We start from the raw sequence: 14,592 nt of genomic DNA, 5'->3' as shown, positions 1-14,592 counted from the left end.
ATGACGCGGAGGGAGGCGCAACCTCCTCACTCCGGCGCCGCGCCCACCGGCGGGCCGCCGGGCGGGCGGTGCAGGAAGGTCAGCGACGCATAGGCGCCGACCCAGGAGCCGATCGCGGCGAAGGCGACATAGAAGGCGTTTTCGGTGTAGCTGATCACCGCGTAGGATGAGAGCAGGTACCAGATCGCGCTCCAGCTGGCGGCCGGCACGCGCTTGCGTGCGACCACGGCCGAGGTGAACATCACATAGACCGCGTCGGTGGCCGCCGTTGCGACGAACACGGCACCCGCGGTGAGGGGATCGATGGCGGCCATTGCAATCCTTTCTGCGATCATGACATGGTCGCGAAAAGTACAGCAAACGACGAGGGAGAGAAGCGGCCATGCAAAGCCCCGCCGATATTCTCAAGGATATCTGGACCTCCGCCGGCGGCGATCAGGCCGCGCTCGAACGCGTGGGGTTGACCGGCGAGGAGCCGCAGATTCCGTCTTCATTTCGTGTCGCCGTTGCCGGCCAAACCACGATCGCTGCTGCGGGCCTCGCCGCTGCCGAGATCTGGCGGCTGCGCAGCGGGCAGGTGCAAGACATCTCCGTCGATATGCGCCACGCCGTCGCCGAATGCCGCTCCGAGCGCTATCTCCGCGTCGACGACAAGCCGCCGCCCCCGGCATGGGACGCGATTGCCGGTATCTACAAGACCGGCGATGGCCGCTTCGTCCGCTGCCACACCAACTTTCCGCACCATCGCGACGCCGTCTGCAAGGTGCTTGCTTGCGAGGCGGCGCGCGACAAGGTGCAGGCAGCGCTGATGCAATGGAGGGGCGAGGATTTCGAGACGGCCGCTTACGCCGCGGGCGGCGTGGTTGCGCTGATGCGCAGCTACGACGAATGGTCTGCACTGCCGCAGGCGCGCGCGCTCGCGCAATTGCCGCTGATCTCGATCGAGAAGATCGGTGAAGCCGCGCCAAAGCCGTGGCCCCAAAGATCATCGAGAGGATCATCGAACAACGATCGTCCGCTCTCGGGCCTTCGTGTGCTCGATCTCTCCCGCGTCATCGCAGGTCCCGTCGCCGGCCGCACGCTCGCCGCGCATGGCGCTGATGTGCTGCTGGTGTCGGGGCCGGAGCTGCCCGCCATTGACTGGCTCACCATCGACACCGGCCGCGGCAAGCTCACCACCTTCATCGAACTGAAGACCGAGACGGGCAGGGCGCAATTGCGCGAACTGCTGGAGGACGCCGACATCTTCTCGCAAGGCTATCGCCCGCGCGCGCTTGCCGCCCTCGGCTTCGCGCCGGAGGATGCAGCGAAGATCAATCCCGGCATCGTCTATGTGACGCTGTCGGCCTATGGCCATGCCGGTCCCTGGGCCGAGCGACGCGGCTTCGATTCCCTCGTGCAGACCACGACCGGATTCAACGATGCGGAAGGAAAGGCCGCCGGCCTCGAGGGTCCGAAGGAATTGCCGGCGCAGATGCTCGACCATGCCACCGGCTATCTGATGGCGTTCGGCGCGATGATGGCCAAGGCGCGTCAGGTCCGCGACGGTGGCAGCTGGCACGTGCGCGTGTCGTTGGCGCAGACCGGGCGCTGGCTGTGGAATCTCGGCCGGCTCGACGGCGGACTGAATACCCCGGATCTTACGGGCGAAGCCGTACATACTGCGTTCATCGAGAGCATGCCATCTGGCTTCGGCACGTTGAAGGCGGTGCGCCATTCGGCGCTGCTGTCGACGACACCGGCGCAATGGTCTCGTCCGGCGATGCCACTCGGCAGTCATCCGGCACAGTGGCCGGCGCGAAGCTGACATGAAGCTGACACATCGTAGAATTTTAACGCAAACCGAAAGGCGATCGGCGTTTTTTAGGTTGTTTGAAATCCCAATTCGGCACTATTACCGCGACCGATAAGGCAGGCGTCTGCCAAGATCGTCGCAGACACGACCGGGCTCCATGGTAGTTGAAAATACCAAGCGATTGCAGGTGTTTACAAAACAACGGGTGATCACATCCGTAGTTCTACTAGCTCTTGCCGGCGCCGCTGCCTACGGCTTCCTCTCTTCGGGGGCCAAGGAAAAGAAGCACTCCGAGATCTCCAGCCAGTCGCGCAAGAACGCGCAGAACTTCACGCCGACCCCGTCCGAATGGGCGACGTTGACGATCGAGCCGGTCAAGGCCAAGAGCTTCCGGGCCGAGTATGTCACCGAGGGCAAGGTCGCCGTCGACGAGGACCGCTCGACGCCGGTGTTCTCGCCCTATGCGGGCCGCGTCACCAAGCTGCTGGCCAAGCCGGGTGAGACGCTCAAGCAGGGTCAACCGCTGTTTACAATCGAGGCCGCCGACACGGTGCAGGCCCAGAACGACTTCATCGCGGCGATGACCTCGCAGAACAAGGCGAAGTCGGCGCTCGAACTCTCCGATATCCAGTTCAAGCGCGCCAAGGACCTCTACGAGGGCCATGCCATTCCGCTGAAGGACTATCAGCAGGCGGAAGCGACCCAGGTTCAGGCGCGCAACGACATGCGCTCGTCGCAGACCGCGCTGGAAGCCGCGCGCAACAAGCTGCGCATCCTCGGTTTCACCGACGAGACCATCAAGGCGTTCCAGGACAAGGGCGCCATCAATCCGGAAGTGACGATCTATGCGCCAATCGCCGGCACGGTGGTGCAACGCAAGATCGGCCCCGGCCAGTACGTCAATTCCGGCGCCAGCGATCCGGTCTTCGTGATCGGCGACCTCTCCACCGTCTGGCTCACCGCCTTCGTGCGCGAGAGCGATGCGGCCGCGGTGTGCATCGGTCAGGACATCACCGTCAACGTGATGGCGCTGCCGGGTCGGCCGTTGACCGCCAAGATCAATTACGTCGCCGCCGCGATCGATCCCAACACCCGTCGCCTGCTGGTTCGCGCCACCATCGACAACAAGGACGGTCTGCTCAAGCCGGAGATGTTCGCAAACGTCACGATCTATTCGGCCGGTGACCGCGCCGCGCCGGCCGTGCCGAAACAGGCCTTGATCTACGAAGCCGACAAGGTTCGTATCTGGGTCGCGCGTGAGGACAAATCGGTCGAGCTGCGCCAAATCAAGATCGGCCTCATCAACGGCAACCTCGTCGAGGTCACCAGCAATCTGAAACCCGGCGAGCAGATCGTCACCAAAGGCAGCCTGTTCATCGACCGCGCGGCGTCCGGTAGCTGATCGACGACCCAAGAAAATTGAAGACCTGAATGGATCGTCTCGTCGCCCTTGCCGTCAATCGGCGCTTCCTGATGGTCGGCATGTTCGTTGCCGTCTTGATCGGCGGCCTGATCGCGTTCAACCAGCTCAACATCGAAGCCTATCCCGATCCGACCCCGCCGATGGTCGACATCGTGACGCAGAGCCCGGGCCTGTCGGCCGAGGAGATCGAGCGCTACATCACGATTCCCATCGAGACCCAGGTTGCGGGCCTGAAGAACGTCACGACCATCCGCACCATCTCGCTCTACGGTCTCTCCGACGTCAAAATTCAGTTCTCCTTCGCCTACACCTATGACGAGGCGTTGCAGCAGGTGTTGAACCGCTTGGCGCAGCTCGCGCCGCTGCCCGGCAACGTGCAGCCGCAGATTTCGCCGCTGAGCCCGATCGGCGAGATCTTCCGCTACCGGCTCGTGGGTCCGCCGAACTACAGCGTGCTCGATCTCAAGACCATTCAGGACTGGATCCTGCAGCGCCGCTTCCGCGCAGTGCCCGGCGTCATCGACGTCACGGGGTGGGGCGGCAAGAGCAAGACTTATGAGCTCCAGGTCGACTTCAACAAGCTGGTCGCCAACGGTCTGACGCTGCCGCAATTGCTCCAGGCGGTCGGCAATTCCAACGTCAATGTCGGCGGCAACACCGTCAATATCGGCCAGCAATCGGCCGTGGTGCGCGGCGTCGGCCTGATCCGGTCGATCGACGATCTTGCCAATACGATGGTCTCGCAGACGGGCGGCAATCCGGTGCTGGTCAAGGACGTCGCGACCGTCACCGTCGGCCAGAAGCCGCGCCTCGGCATCGCCGGCCTCGACGAGGCCGACGACATCGTGCAGGGCATCGTCCTGATGCGCCGCGGCGAGCAGAGTTCGCCGACCATCAAGCGCGTCCACCAGCTCGTCCAGACCATCAACAATTCCAGCATCCTGCCGCCCGGCGTGCGCATCGAGCGCATCTACGACCGTGGCGACCTGATCGAGCTCACCACCCACACGGTGCTGCACAACATGGTGGTCGGCATCCTGCTGATCGTACTGTTGCAGTGGATCTTCCTCGGCGATTTGCGCAGCGCGCTGATCGTCGGCGCCACCATTCCGTTCGCACTGTTCTTCGCCGTCATCATCCTGGTGCTGCGCGGGGAATCGGCCAATTTGCTGTCGGTCGGTGCGATCGATTTCGGCCTGATCGTCGATGCCACCGTCATCATGGTGGAGGCGGTCTTCCGCCGCCTGACGCAGACGACGCCGATGTCGGAATCCGAACACATGTCCAATGAGACGCTGTTCGGCATGAAGAGCCACGCCATCCTCAGCGCGGCCGCCGACGTCTCGCGCTCGATCTTCTTCGCCGCGGCGATCATCATCGCGGCCTTCCTGCCGCTGTTCACGCTGTCGGGTGTCGAGGGCAACATCTTCGGGCCGATGGCCCGCACCTATGCCTATGCGCTGGCCGGCGGGCTCCTTGCGACGTTCACCGTGACGCCGGCGTTGTCCGCAATCATCCTGCCCGCGCATGTCGAGGAAACCGAGACCAGGGTCATGCTGATCCTGCACCGGCTGTACTCGCCGTTGCTGCAGTGGGCGGTTGCCAATCGCGCCATCGTGCTGGGCGGAGCGGTCGGCCTCGTGCTGATGACGGTGGCGCTCTGCCGTCTGCTCGGCCTCGAATTCCTGCCGAAGCTGGAAGAGGGCAATCTCTGGATTCGCGCCACGCTGCCGCCGACCATCTCGCTCCAGGAAGGCAATTCCTACGTCAACGAGATGCGCAAGGTGATCCGTGCCCGTCCGGAGGTGGAGTCCGTGGTGTCGCAGCACGGCCGTCCCGACGACGGCACCGACGCCGCCGGCTTCTTCAACGCCGAGTTCTTCGCGCCGCTCAAGCCCGTGAGCCAGTGGCCCGGCACGCGTGACAAGGAAGAGCTGACCGCGCAACTGCTCAAGCAGCTCGACGATCGCTTTCCCGGCGTCGAATTCAACTTCTCGCAATATCTCCAGGACAACGTCTCCGAAGCCGTCTCCGGCGTGAAGGGCGAGAACTCGATCAAGCTGTTCGGCAGCGACCTCCAGGCGCTGACCGACACCGCCAACAAGATCAAATCGGTGCTGGCCACTGTGCAGGGCGTCACCGACCTTGCGGTGTTCACCTCGCTCGGGCAGCCGACCGTCCAGATCGACATCGACCGCGCCAAGGCCGCACGTTATGGCCTTGCGCCGGGCGACATCAATGCCACGATCAAGGTCGCGATCGGCGGCGACACGGCCGGCGACCTCTACGAGCCGGGCAGCGATCGTCACTTCCCGATCATCGTCCGCCTCGCGCCGGAATATCGCAGGAGCGCGGAGGCAATCCAGAATTTGCGGATCGGCGCGCCCGGGCCGAACGGCACCGTCACCCAGATTCCCCTCAGCGAGGTCGCCAACATCAGTCTCGTCTCGGGAGCGGCCTACATCTATCGCGAGCAGCAGGAACGCTATCTGCCGATCAAATTCTCGGTGCGCGAGCGCGACCTCGGCAGCGCGATCCGCGAGGCTCAGGACAAGATCGCCGAGCAGGTGCAGCTGCCGCCCGGCTCGCACATGGAATGGGTCGGCGAGTTCGGCAATCTCCAGGACGCGATCCGGCGGCTGTCGATCGTGGTGCCGATCTCGCTGGCGCTGATTGGCGTGCTGCTCTGGTTCAATTTCGGCTCGATAGCCGACACGCTGCTCGCGATGAGCGTGATCCCGATGGCGATTTTTGGCGGCGTACTTGGCCTCTTGATCTCCGGTACGGCATTCAGCGTCTCCGCGGCGATCGGCTTCATCGCGCTGTTCGGCATCGCCGTGATGGACGGCATCATCATCCTGTCGCAGTTCAACCAGCTCATCGAAGAAGGCATGGACCGCATGACCGCGGTGGTGCGTACCGGGGAGTTGCAGCTCCGGCCGGTGCTGATGACCTGCGTCGTCGCAGGCGTCGGCCTTCTGCCGGCGGCACTGTCGGAGGGGATCGGCTCGCAGGTGCAAAAACCGCTCGCGGTCGTGGTCGTCACCGGCATGATGCTGGCGCCGGTCGTGATCCTCGTGACCTTGCCGGTCCTGATCTCGTTCTTCTCGCGCCGCGCGCGCTGAGCGTCAAAATCCGTAGAGCCGCGCCGGATTGTCGACCAGGATCTTCTTGCGCACGTCGGCATCCGGTGCCCACACCGGAAGCTGGTTGAGCAAACGGCCGTCGTCGATCTGGTAGAGCGGCGCGATGTCGGTGGGCTTGCGTCCCTCGACGTGGCTGGAATCCGGATGTGGCCAGTCGGTGCCCCAGACGATTCGGTCCGCATTTGCCGCGATCAGCGCCTGCGCGTAGGGCACCATGTCCTGATAGTCGGGTGCGAGCTTCGACGAACGATAGGCGCCGGAGATCTTCACATAGGCCTTGCCGGATTTGACGAGCGCGACCAGGTCGGCAAATCCCGGCTGCTCAAGCCCGAGCGAAGCCTCGAGGCCGCCGAAATGGTCGAATACGACGGCCACCGGCGCGGTCTCGACGAGGTCCTTGATCGCCGAGATCATGGCCAGCGTGGTGTAGAGTTGCACGTGCCAGCCGCGCGCCTTCATGCGCTCGACCGCAGCGGTGAAGCGTGGCCGGCCGACATTGGGGTCGTTGACGCCGCCCGTCGCCAGATTGAGGCGGATGCCGCGGAAGCCCTCCTGCTGCATCGTGTCGAGCTGCGCCTCGGTGGTCTTGTCGTCGATCACGGCGACCCCGCGCGCGGTCGCCCCGCGCGCCTTCATGCCGAACAGGGTGGAGGAATTGTCGGTGCCGTAGACACTCGGGGTGACGATCACCACGCGCTCGATATGCAGCGCCTTGTGCAACGCGGCCATTTCTTCAGGGCTTGCCGGCTCCGGCGTATAGACGCGCCCTGCGAAGAACGGAAACTTTTCGACGTCGCCATGGATGTGGGTGTGGCAGTCGCAGGCATGCGCCGGGACCTCGAAATTGATCGGCGTCGCGGGCTGCGCTGCACGCGCGTGGGCTTTGCTGGTCATGGCTGCTCCGGCGGCAAGGGAGGCGAAGAGGACGCCGCGTCGGCTGAGCATGGTTTCTCTCCCTGCTTCGTTATGTGAAGATGATGCCGGGACGGTATCACATCAGCCCGGCAACAGCTGCACTTCGCTGCATAGCTGCTCAACGAGGTCCGCAAGTGGACGTGAGCCGTCAACGCGCACGGCCGGGCAGCGCAAGCCGGCGACCCAGGCCTCGTGCTTTGCGAGGCTGCGGCCGTCGCGGTCACCGGCCTCGTAATGCGCGGCCCATTCGATGAAGGCTTCGGTCTCTTCGTGACGCCAGCCGCCGGGCGCGACAGCATCAGCACCGAAATGCGCGGCCTCGCGGGCCCGCAAACGCTTCAACCGTAATTCGCGCGGCGCGACGACGAAGACGACGAGGTCGAAATGCGCGACGAGCTCGTCGCCCCAACCGGTGGCGGTTCCACTCAATACCCAGTCGTGCCGCGGCAGGAACATCTCGCGCATCAGGCGCAGCCGATCCGCGGCCGGGCGCGTCGTCTGGTAGGGCGGCACGGTTGGAAGCCAGAAATAGTCGTCGCTGTCGTGGTGCGGCAGCGCAAGCCGGCCGGCAAGCGCGCGACCGAGCGTCGTCACGCCGGAGCCCGAAGCTCCCATTAGATGGATGCGGCGGCTTTTCATGGGCACCCCCTGACCTGAATGGCCGGCGGCCGGTGATGGCGATTGCGGCGTTCCAGGGCGCCGTGCTCCCTTACGCAGCGCGGCGGCGCTTTGAGGTCCGTCCGCTTGTCGCGGGTTGGGCCGACAATGTCAGACCCAACGCTGCGACAATGCGCATGATTGTGCCGAATTCGGGATTTCCAGTCTCACCGAGGGCCTTGTACAGGCTCTCGCGGTTCAAACCGGCTTTCTTCGCGATCGCACTCATGCCGCGCGCACGCGCGACGAGGCCGAGCGCGTCGCGCACGAAATCGGCATCGCCGGTCTCCAGTGCGGCCGCGATATAGGCCGCCTGACGCTCCTCGGAGTTGAGATAGTCGGCGGCGTCGAAGCGCGTTGTTCCGGATGCCGTTTTGACTCTTGTTCTTGCTCCCTTCGGCATCACAATGTCTCCGCGAGTTGCTGGGCCAGCTTGATGTCTTGTGGCTGCGTGCGCTTGTCGCCACCACATAGCAGGATCACGATCTGCGTTCCGCGCTGCACATAATAGATCCGGTAGCCCGGGCCGTAGTCGATGCGCATTTCCCGGATGTTGCGACCGACGCTCTTGCTGTCGCCGGGATTGCCCATTTCCATGCGGCGAATGCGGACGGTGATCCGGGCAACCGCGCTGGCGTCCTTGAGCCGGTTCAGCCACTCCGAAAAATACTGGGTTTGCCTCACCTCCATTATAAGACGCAACTGTAGCCCGTGGGCTACAGAATGTCAAAGAGGCTAGCGTGCACGAGACGGCGGGCGGTCCATGGCGCTGGGAAGCGATGCGTCGCGGACGCCTACTGCCCTGACGGCGTGCGTAGGCCGTGCCAGGCGTCGCGGACCTGTTGGTAGTGCACCTCGGGCAGATAGTCCGGCGTGTTCAGACTCAAGGTCTTGACGTCGAGATGGCCGGTGGCGCTGAGCAGCGTGTAGGAGGCGATGACGCGGTCGCGCAGCGCGCCGATCAGGCGGGCCTTGGCCTGGATCAAATCGGCCTGCGAGTTCAGCACGTCTACCGTCGTGCGCTGTCCGCCGGCGGCCTCGCGCTGCACGCCCTGCAGCGCGACGGTTGCGGCTTTCACCTCGGACTCCGAGGCGGATACCGCGACCTTGGCGCCCTCATTGGCAACCCAGGCGCTGACCGCCGCCGTGCGCGCCTGATTGCGCACCTGGTCGAGCACGAGCCGGCTTTGCGCCGTCATCTCCTTGGCCTGCCGGGTCTGTGCAGCGGCCTGGCCGCCGTCATAGATCGGCGCGGTGACGTTGGCGACGATCGAGGCCTGGTCCTCGGCGAAGGTGCCGAGCGTCGGGTCGTTGTTGCGGCTCTTGCTGGCGCTGCCCTGGATGGTGGCGCTCGGCAGCAGCGCGCCTTCGGCGACGCGGATGTTGGTGGAGGCGACATCGACGTCGAAGCTGGCGGCCATCACCGCCGGATGCTGGCGGATCGCCATGGTCATGGCGTCTTCGCGGCTCTTCGGCAGATAGCGGTCGACGACCTCGGCGGGCCGAAGCTGCGACGGTGAGTTGCCGATCACTTGCGCATAGGTTGCCTGGCTGACGGCAAGTGCGACTTCGGCGGCGTTGAGATCGGCAAGGCCGCGATTGAGGCGCGCCTCGGCCTGCGCGCTGTCGGTCGGCGTGACGTCGCCGGCGTTGAGGCGGCGCTGGGTGACCGCGAGCGTCTCGCGCAGGAAAGCGACGTTGGAACGCTGCGCCTCGACCAGTGACTGGTTGGCGAGCACGTTGGTATAAGCGGTGACCGCGTCGAGCAGCACGCCCTGGCCGACATTGCGCAGCGCCTCGCGCCCCGATTGCACCTGGAGTTCGGCGGCCCGGACGTTGTTGGCGGTGCGGAAGCCGTTGAACAGGGTCTGCGTCACGGTGACGCCGATGATCCAGGGCTTCAGGTTGCCGGTCTGGATCGTGTTGTCGGGCAGAAGATTGCGAACCGTTTGCAGGCCGGCGCTGAGGCTCGCCACGATCTGCGGCCGGTAACCGGCGAGGGCCTGCGGCACGTTCTCGTCCGTAGCGCGTTGTCGCGCACGTTCGGCATTGAGCTGCGGATTGGTCTGGTAGGCCTTGGCCAGCGCTTCCGGCAGGGCTTCGGCCCAGGCGGCGGAGGGCAGGGCGCAACAGAGCGCCAGCGTGGTCCATGTCGCAAGCACGGGACCGGCGCCCGATCGATGCCGCATCATCCCGCGACCAGCTCTGGCGGCACGCCCAATCATGTAATCCCGCTTAATCCGGCTGTCCGCCCCCGCCGACGGTGGCCTCTTAACTGTTTAACCAGCCGAGGTCCCGCAGGCAAACTGCCGCGGGGAAAACCCCCATGAAATCCGTGCTTGTTGCAGCTTCGTCACAGGGTTTTGCGGGAACGCAGCCGAGCCTTACACCAGCCTGACCGTTTGCCGAGATTACCGGTTCTTGTTCACCGGTTTGCGCTTCTCGATGAACGCCGCCATGCCCTCGGAGCGGTCCTCCAGCGCGAAGGTCGCGTGGAACAGGTTGCGCTCGACGCTCATGCCCTCGGCGAGCGTGGTCTCAAAGGCGCGGTTCACCGCTTCCTTGGCCATCGCGGCGGCAGGGCGCGACATCGCGGCGATCTTCTCGGCCGCCGCCATCACCTCGTCCATCAGCTTGTCAGCGGGCACGATGCGGCTGACGAGGCCTGAGCGCTCGGCTTCCGCCGCATCCATCATGCGACCGGTGAGGCACAGGTCCATTGCCTTGGACTTGCCGATCGCGCGCGTCAGGCGCTGGGTACCGCCGATGCCGGGAATGGTGCCGAGCGTGATCTCGGGCTGGCCGAACTTTGCGGTGTCGGCGGCGATGATGATGTCGCACATCATGGCGAGCTCGCAGCCGCCGCCGAGCGCATAACCGGCAACCGCCGCAATCGTCGGCTTGCGGCAACGAGCGATGCGGTCGCCGCCGATCGCGGCAAAATCCTCGGAGAACATGTCGATGAAGCCCTTCGGCTGCATCTCCTTGATGTCGGCGCCGGCGGCAAAAGCCTTTTCGCTGCCGGTCACGATGATGCAGCCGATGGCGTCGTCGGCCTCGAGATCGTCGACGGCCGCTGCGATCTCGCGGAAGACACCGAAGGAGAGCGCGTTGAGCATCTTCGGCCGGTTCAGCTTGATGATGCCGACCGCGCCTTTGCTTTCGACGATGATGTGTTCGAACGTGCTCATGCTTCACCCACGCGTTTGATTAGGCGGGCAATGTGCCCGCTGGCGCGGATGCCTTCAAGGGGGCTAAAGGCCGCCGGAACACGCAGCGAGACGCGCGTTCCGGAGAGGTGTCTCAGGCCAAGAATTCAGACCAGGATCGGGCCGGCAATCACGCCATGAACATGCGCGCGGCGGACGCCAGCGTCAGCAGCGTGCCGACGCCGATGAAGATCTTGCCGATCAGGGAGCTCTGGTCCCAGGCGGAGCTCTGCTGGCTGCTTGCCATCACCGGCGCCGGCCGGGGCTGGGCCTCGGTTGCGGCAATCACCGCCTTCTGCGCCGACGGGTTGTCCTGTTGCAGCGCGCGATCGATATCGTTGAGCTGATCGGGTGCGACGACCTGGCTCTCGGCGTTCGCGGCGTTGGTATTATCGGCCGCCGCCTGGACATTGTCGTTGGCGCGGTCCGTCATCGCGGAGGCCGCCGCCGCAGTCGGCGTGCCGGTGGCGGCGAGCTGCGCATTGGCATTGGCAACCGCAGGCGGCATCTGGCTCGATGGCGACGCGTCGTTGTCGGCCGCCTTGCTGTCGGACTTGGCCTCGTCGGCCTTTGCCGGGGCGTCGGCCTTGTCGTCCGATTTCTGTGCCGTCTTGCTGTCGCTGGTGCGGCGTGACTCGTGGCGCCGGTGCTTGCTCGGCTTGGCCGCGTCGGCCTGCTTGCCCGCGCTGTCCGATTTAGTTGTTGCTGAGCTTGGGGCCGCCTGTGCAAGGCCTCCGAACAGCAACAAAAGCCCGGCCAGAGCAATCAGGGCCGCGCGCCCGCTGGCTTTCATCATGGTGATGATCTCCCCAATTCCGCCCGCCCCCGGAACGAACAGAGACCCTGGGGCGTGACGACAGCGGGGCAGAAAATGGGAATCTTCGGGCACCACCGGGCAAAAACGGGGCAAATCGCCTCCCGCACCGTCGGCCGCCGGGTGCGGGATGAGCCGATCGGTGTTATGAGCCGTCGCAGAGTTGACGGCCGTATCGGTGGCGAGGTCCGGGCATGGATCACGAATTCGTGATCTGGTGCTGTCCGCGTAACAAATTGAACGAACGGCCGAATTGCATGGTGAGGGGCGCGCGTGCGCGGACGTGAGGACGAATGGACCGGCCTGATGCGGTCGGCCATGGCAGGCGATGATGCGGCGTATCATCGCTTGTTGAAGGCGGTCACACCGGTGCTGCGCGCCGCGGCGAGGCGTGGCCTGGCGCGGGCCGGGCAACCTCCCGACCAGGCCGAGGATATCGTGCAGGAGATATTGTTGGCGGTGCACCTGAAGCGGCACACCTGGGACAGCGAAGCCCCCTTCGCACCCTGGCTGTTCGCGATCGCCCGCAACAAGCTGATCGATGCGCTCAGGCGACGCGGAAGGCGCGTCTTCGTCAACATTGACGATTTCGCCGAGACGCTGCCGGGCGAAGCTGCGCAGGAGACAGCCTCTGCGGGCGAGGTCGCAGCGCAACTGGGCACGCTGCCGCAGCGCCAGCGCGACGTGCTGCAGTCGATCGCGGTCGAGAGCGCCTCGATCAAGGATACGGCGTCGAAGCTTTCGATGAGCGAAGGCGCGGTGCGGGTCGCACTGCATCGCGGACTTGCGGCACTGACTGCCAAATTGCGGGACCACTAGTCATGGATACCGACCAACTGATCCGCTCGCTCGCAGCCGACAACGCTCACCGCGTGCCGCGCGTCGGGGCCATGCTGACCATGGCGCTGCTGGTGGCCGCGCCCTTGTCGATCCTGATTTTCGCGACCTTCCTCGGCGTGCGGCCGGACGTGATGACCGCCATGCGCAACCCGTTCTTCGACATGAAGTTCGCGGTCACATTGTCGCTCGCGATCCCCGCGATCATCGTCAGCCTGCATCTGTCGCGTCCCGAAGCCTTGATGCGCGGCTGGGGCTGGCTGCTGCTGCTTCCGGTCGGGCTGCTTGCGGTTGCGATCGGCAGCGAGGCGATGATGGCGCCGGCGATGCCGATGACGATGCGGCTGATGGGCAAGAATTCCAGGGTGTGCCTGCTCGCTATCCCTGCGATGTCGCTGCCGCTGCTTGCAGGTGCGCTGTTCGGCCTGCGACATGGTGCACCCTCGCGCCCCGCGTTGGCCGGTGCGCTCGCCGGCCTGGTGTCGGCCGGCTTGGCCGCGACGCTCTACGCCTCGCACTGCACCGACGATTCACCCCTGTTCGTCGCGACCTGGTACACGCTCGCGACCGCGCTGGTGACGGCGATCGGCGCGGCGGTCGGATCCAAAGTCCTGCGCTACTAACGAGCCAGCCTCACGCCGCCGGAATCGTGCTCTGCTGCATGCGGTGGAAGCGCAGCACCTGCTGCGCGGTCGACGAGCGCAGCGCCTCGTAAACATCGCGCAGCGCCAGCACGTCGGTCTGCGAGCCGCCCGAGAGCTTCTCGCGCATGGCGATGATGGCGCGCACGCTCGGCCAGGACATGCCCGCGACCTTGGCGAGGATCATCACGCCCTCGGTGCGGCTTTCGATCATCATGGTCTCGGCGGTCTCGACCGCGACGCCCGCGAGCGCGGCGAGCCCCGCATTGGTCTCGTCGAACTTGCCCTGCTCGGCGAATGTGGTGACCTGGAATTCGTTGAGGCGGCCGTCCTCGTGCAGCGATTTCACCAGCGCGCGCGCCATCTCGGTCTGCTTCGTCATGGCGGTGGCGCGGACCCTCTGGGCCACTTCCTGGACCACGCTCGACACCTCTTCCGCGAGCTCCGGATGCGCCGCCTCGAGCTTCCTGCGCACGCTCAAGGACGCCTTCGCAACCAGCTTCAAATAGTGAGGGCGCGGCAGGTCCGGCCGCAGGCCGATGCAGGTGGCGAGGTCGTCGTCGCGTTCGGCGCGCGTGACGAGGTCGGTGAGGCTTCCCTCGGAGAGCCGCGCGCCCGGATTCTTGACGGTCGACTGCACCACGTCCACGTCGCCGCGCGTCACCAGCACGTCGGTCAGCGCTTCCGACAGTACGCGCCGAAGCGAGATCGCCTTGAGATGCGCCTGGCCCCTGGTGCGCGCGATCTCGATCAAGGTCGTCTCGTCCAGCCGTTCCGATTTCGACAGCACGGGCCCGGAGACCTCGATGACCTCGTCGAGCGCGAGCATGCGGATGATTTTCGGCGGCGCGGCCGCGATCGGAGCAAGGCGGTCGGCGAGCAGCGCCCTGGCCGACGTCTCGATCCGTTCGACCAGGCACTGGAAGACGTCGTCGAACACGCGGATGTGGTCGTCCGAATAGTCCACCGCGTTGCCCACGAAGAGATCGGTGACGCGGCGCAGCGCCTCGACCCGGCGCGCGACGGTGCCGTGCGACAGGGCGGTCTGCAATTCCTCGAGCAGGTTCGATGATTTTGCGGATTTGGATCTCATTGCCCTGTCCTGGAGCGTTCGGTCCGGCGGCGGCTTCTGTCGCACCGGAAAAAAATGGATTG

14 protein-coding genes are annotated in these 14,592 nt (G+C 65.3%); 5 read left to right on the top strand and 9 right to left on the bottom strand.

Going from position 1 to position 14,592, the window contains the following annotated elements; genetic code table 11:
* Window positions 1–26 precede the first annotated feature (26 nt).
* The gene (locus XH84_RS04170; protein WP_128917193.1) at window positions 27–314 is read right to left on the bottom strand and encodes a hypothetical protein; all 288 of its coding nucleotides are present in this window, start codon (window positions 312–314) and stop codon (window positions 27–29) included.
* Between the two features lie 68 nt (window positions 315–382).
* Here XH84_RS04170 and XH84_RS04165 point away from each other — a divergent pair, with 68 nt between their 5' ends.
* The 3 genes from XH84_RS04165 (at window position 383) to XH84_RS04155 (ending at window position 6,343) form a co-directional block, all read left to right on the top strand.
* Complete coding sequence (locus tag XH84_RS04165) at window positions 383–1,807, top strand: CoA transferase (protein WP_128917107.1); 1,425 nt, start codon at window positions 383–385, stop codon at window positions 1,805–1,807.
* 145 nt (window positions 1,808–1,952) lie between these two features.
* Entirely contained in the window at window positions 1,953–3,197 is a 1,245-nt protein-coding gene (locus tag XH84_RS04160; RefSeq protein ID WP_128917108.1) for an efflux RND transporter periplasmic adaptor subunit, read from the top strand.
* Window positions 3,198–3,226: 29 nt separating this feature from the next.
* On the top strand, window positions 3,227–6,343 hold the full coding sequence (locus tag XH84_RS04155) for an efflux RND transporter permease subunit (RefSeq protein WP_128917109.1): 3,117 nt from the start codon (window positions 3,227–3,229) through the stop codon (window positions 6,341–6,343).
* 3 nt (window positions 6,344–6,346) lie between these two features.
* Here XH84_RS04155 and XH84_RS04150 read toward each other — a convergent pair whose 3' ends face one another.
* The 7 genes from XH84_RS04150 to XH84_RS04120 form a co-directional block, all read right to left on the bottom strand.
* Complete coding sequence (locus tag XH84_RS04150; protein ID WP_128917110.1) at window positions 6,347–7,309, bottom strand: amidohydrolase family protein; 963 nt, start codon at window positions 7,307–7,309, stop codon at window positions 6,347–6,349.
* 51 nt (window positions 7,310–7,360) lie between these two features.
* Window positions 7,361–7,918 carry a P-loop NTPase family protein gene (locus tag XH84_RS04145; protein WP_128917111.1) on the bottom strand — a complete coding sequence of 186 codons (558 nt, stop codon included), beginning with the start codon at window positions 7,916–7,918 and terminating at the stop codon, window positions 7,361–7,363.
* 70 nt (window positions 7,919–7,988) lie between these two features.
* A complete protein-coding gene (locus tag XH84_RS04140; protein WP_128917112.1) occupies window positions 7,989–8,339 on the bottom strand; it encodes an addiction module antidote protein in 351 nt (116 codons plus the stop codon).
* The gene (locus XH84_RS04135) at window positions 8,339–8,629 is read right to left on the bottom strand and encodes a type II toxin-antitoxin system RelE/ParE family toxin (RefSeq protein WP_128917194.1); all 291 of its coding nucleotides are present in this window, start codon (window positions 8,627–8,629) and stop codon (window positions 8,339–8,341) included. The genes XH84_RS04140 and XH84_RS04135 overlap by 1 nt, the downstream gene beginning before the upstream one ends.
* A gap of 101 nt (window positions 8,630–8,730) precedes the next feature.
* Entirely contained in the window at window positions 8,731–10,161 is a 1,431-nt protein-coding gene (locus XH84_RS04130) for a TolC family outer membrane protein (protein ID WP_128917113.1), read from the bottom strand.
* A gap of 186 nt (window positions 10,162–10,347) precedes the next feature.
* A complete protein-coding gene (locus XH84_RS04125) occupies window positions 10,348–11,127 on the bottom strand; it encodes an enoyl-CoA hydratase (protein WP_128917114.1) in 780 nt (259 codons plus the stop codon).
* Window positions 11,128–11,275: 148 nt separating this feature from the next.
* Window positions 11,276–11,941 carry a hypothetical protein gene (locus XH84_RS04120; RefSeq protein WP_128917115.1) on the bottom strand — a complete coding sequence of 222 codons (666 nt, stop codon included), beginning with the start codon at window positions 11,939–11,941 and terminating at the stop codon, window positions 11,276–11,278.
* A 291-nt stretch (window positions 11,942–12,232) separates the two neighbouring features.
* On the opposite strand from XH84_RS04120, the gene XH84_RS04115 reads away from it, so the two are divergent.
* Window positions 12,233–12,778, top strand: coding sequence for a sigma-70 family RNA polymerase sigma factor (locus tag XH84_RS04115; RefSeq protein ID WP_128917116.1), 546 nt, complete (start codon window positions 12,233–12,235; stop codon window positions 12,776–12,778).
* A gap of 2 nt (window positions 12,779–12,780) precedes the next feature.
* Window positions 12,781–13,419, top strand: a complete 639-nt coding sequence (locus XH84_RS04110; protein ID WP_128917117.1) for an NrsF family protein — start codon at window positions 12,781–12,783, stop codon at window positions 13,417–13,419.
* 10 nt (window positions 13,420–13,429) lie between these two features.
* On the opposite strand, the gene XH84_RS04105 is transcribed toward XH84_RS04110, so the two are convergent.
* Complete coding sequence (locus XH84_RS04105) at window positions 13,430–14,530, bottom strand: DUF2336 domain-containing protein (RefSeq protein ID WP_128917118.1); 1,101 nt, start codon at window positions 14,528–14,530, stop codon at window positions 13,430–13,432.
* Window positions 14,531–14,592: the final 62 nt, after the last annotated feature.

Origin of the sequence: Bradyrhizobium nanningense (assembly GCF_004114535.1) — a bacterium.
Lineage (GTDB): Bacteria > Pseudomonadota > Alphaproteobacteria > Rhizobiales > Xanthobacteraceae > Bradyrhizobium > Bradyrhizobium nanningense.
This window is presented reverse-complemented; position numbering and strand designations above follow the sequence as displayed.

What these genes read in the sequence shown, in the direction of transcription:
- XH84_RS04170 (WP_128917193.1), bottom strand. Translation starts at nt 314, where the DNA reads ATGGCCGCCATCGATCCCCTCACCGCGGGTGCCGTGTTCGTCGCAACG.
- XH84_RS04165 (WP_128917107.1), top strand. Translation starts at nt 383, where the DNA reads ATGCAAAGCCCCGCCGATATTCTCAAGGATATCTGGACCTCCGCCGGC.
- XH84_RS04160 (WP_128917108.1), top strand. Translation starts at nt 1,953, where the DNA reads ATGGTAGTTGAAAATACCAAGCGATTGCAGGTGTTTACAAAACAACGG.
- XH84_RS04155 (WP_128917109.1), top strand. Translation starts at nt 3,227, where the DNA reads ATGGATCGTCTCGTCGCCCTTGCCGTCAATCGGCGCTTCCTGATGGTC.
- XH84_RS04150 (WP_128917110.1), bottom strand. Translation starts at nt 7,309, where the DNA reads ATGCTCAGCCGACGCGGCGTCCTCTTCGCCTCCCTTGCCGCCGGAGCA.
- XH84_RS04145 (WP_128917111.1), bottom strand. Translation starts at nt 7,918, where the DNA reads ATGAAAAGCCGCCGCATCCATCTAATGGGAGCTTCGGGCTCCGGCGTG.
- XH84_RS04140 (WP_128917112.1), bottom strand. Translation starts at nt 8,339, where the DNA reads ATGCCGAAGGGAGCAAGAACAAGAGTCAAAACGGCATCCGGAACAACG.
- XH84_RS04130 (WP_128917113.1), bottom strand. Translation starts at nt 10,161, where the DNA reads ATGATTGGGCGTGCCGCCAGAGCTGGTCGCGGGATGATGCGGCATCGA.
- XH84_RS04125 (WP_128917114.1), bottom strand. Translation starts at nt 11,127, where the DNA reads ATGAGCACGTTCGAACACATCATCGTCGAAAGCAAAGGCGCGGTCGGC.
- XH84_RS04120 (WP_128917115.1), bottom strand. Translation starts at nt 11,941, where the DNA reads ATGATGAAAGCCAGCGGGCGCGCGGCCCTGATTGCTCTGGCCGGGCTT.
- XH84_RS04110 (WP_128917117.1), top strand. Translation starts at nt 12,781, where the DNA reads ATGGATACCGACCAACTGATCCGCTCGCTCGCAGCCGACAACGCTCAC.
- XH84_RS04105 (WP_128917118.1), bottom strand. Translation starts at nt 14,530, where the DNA reads ATGAGATCCAAATCCGCAAAATCATCGAACCTGCTCGAGGAATTGCAG.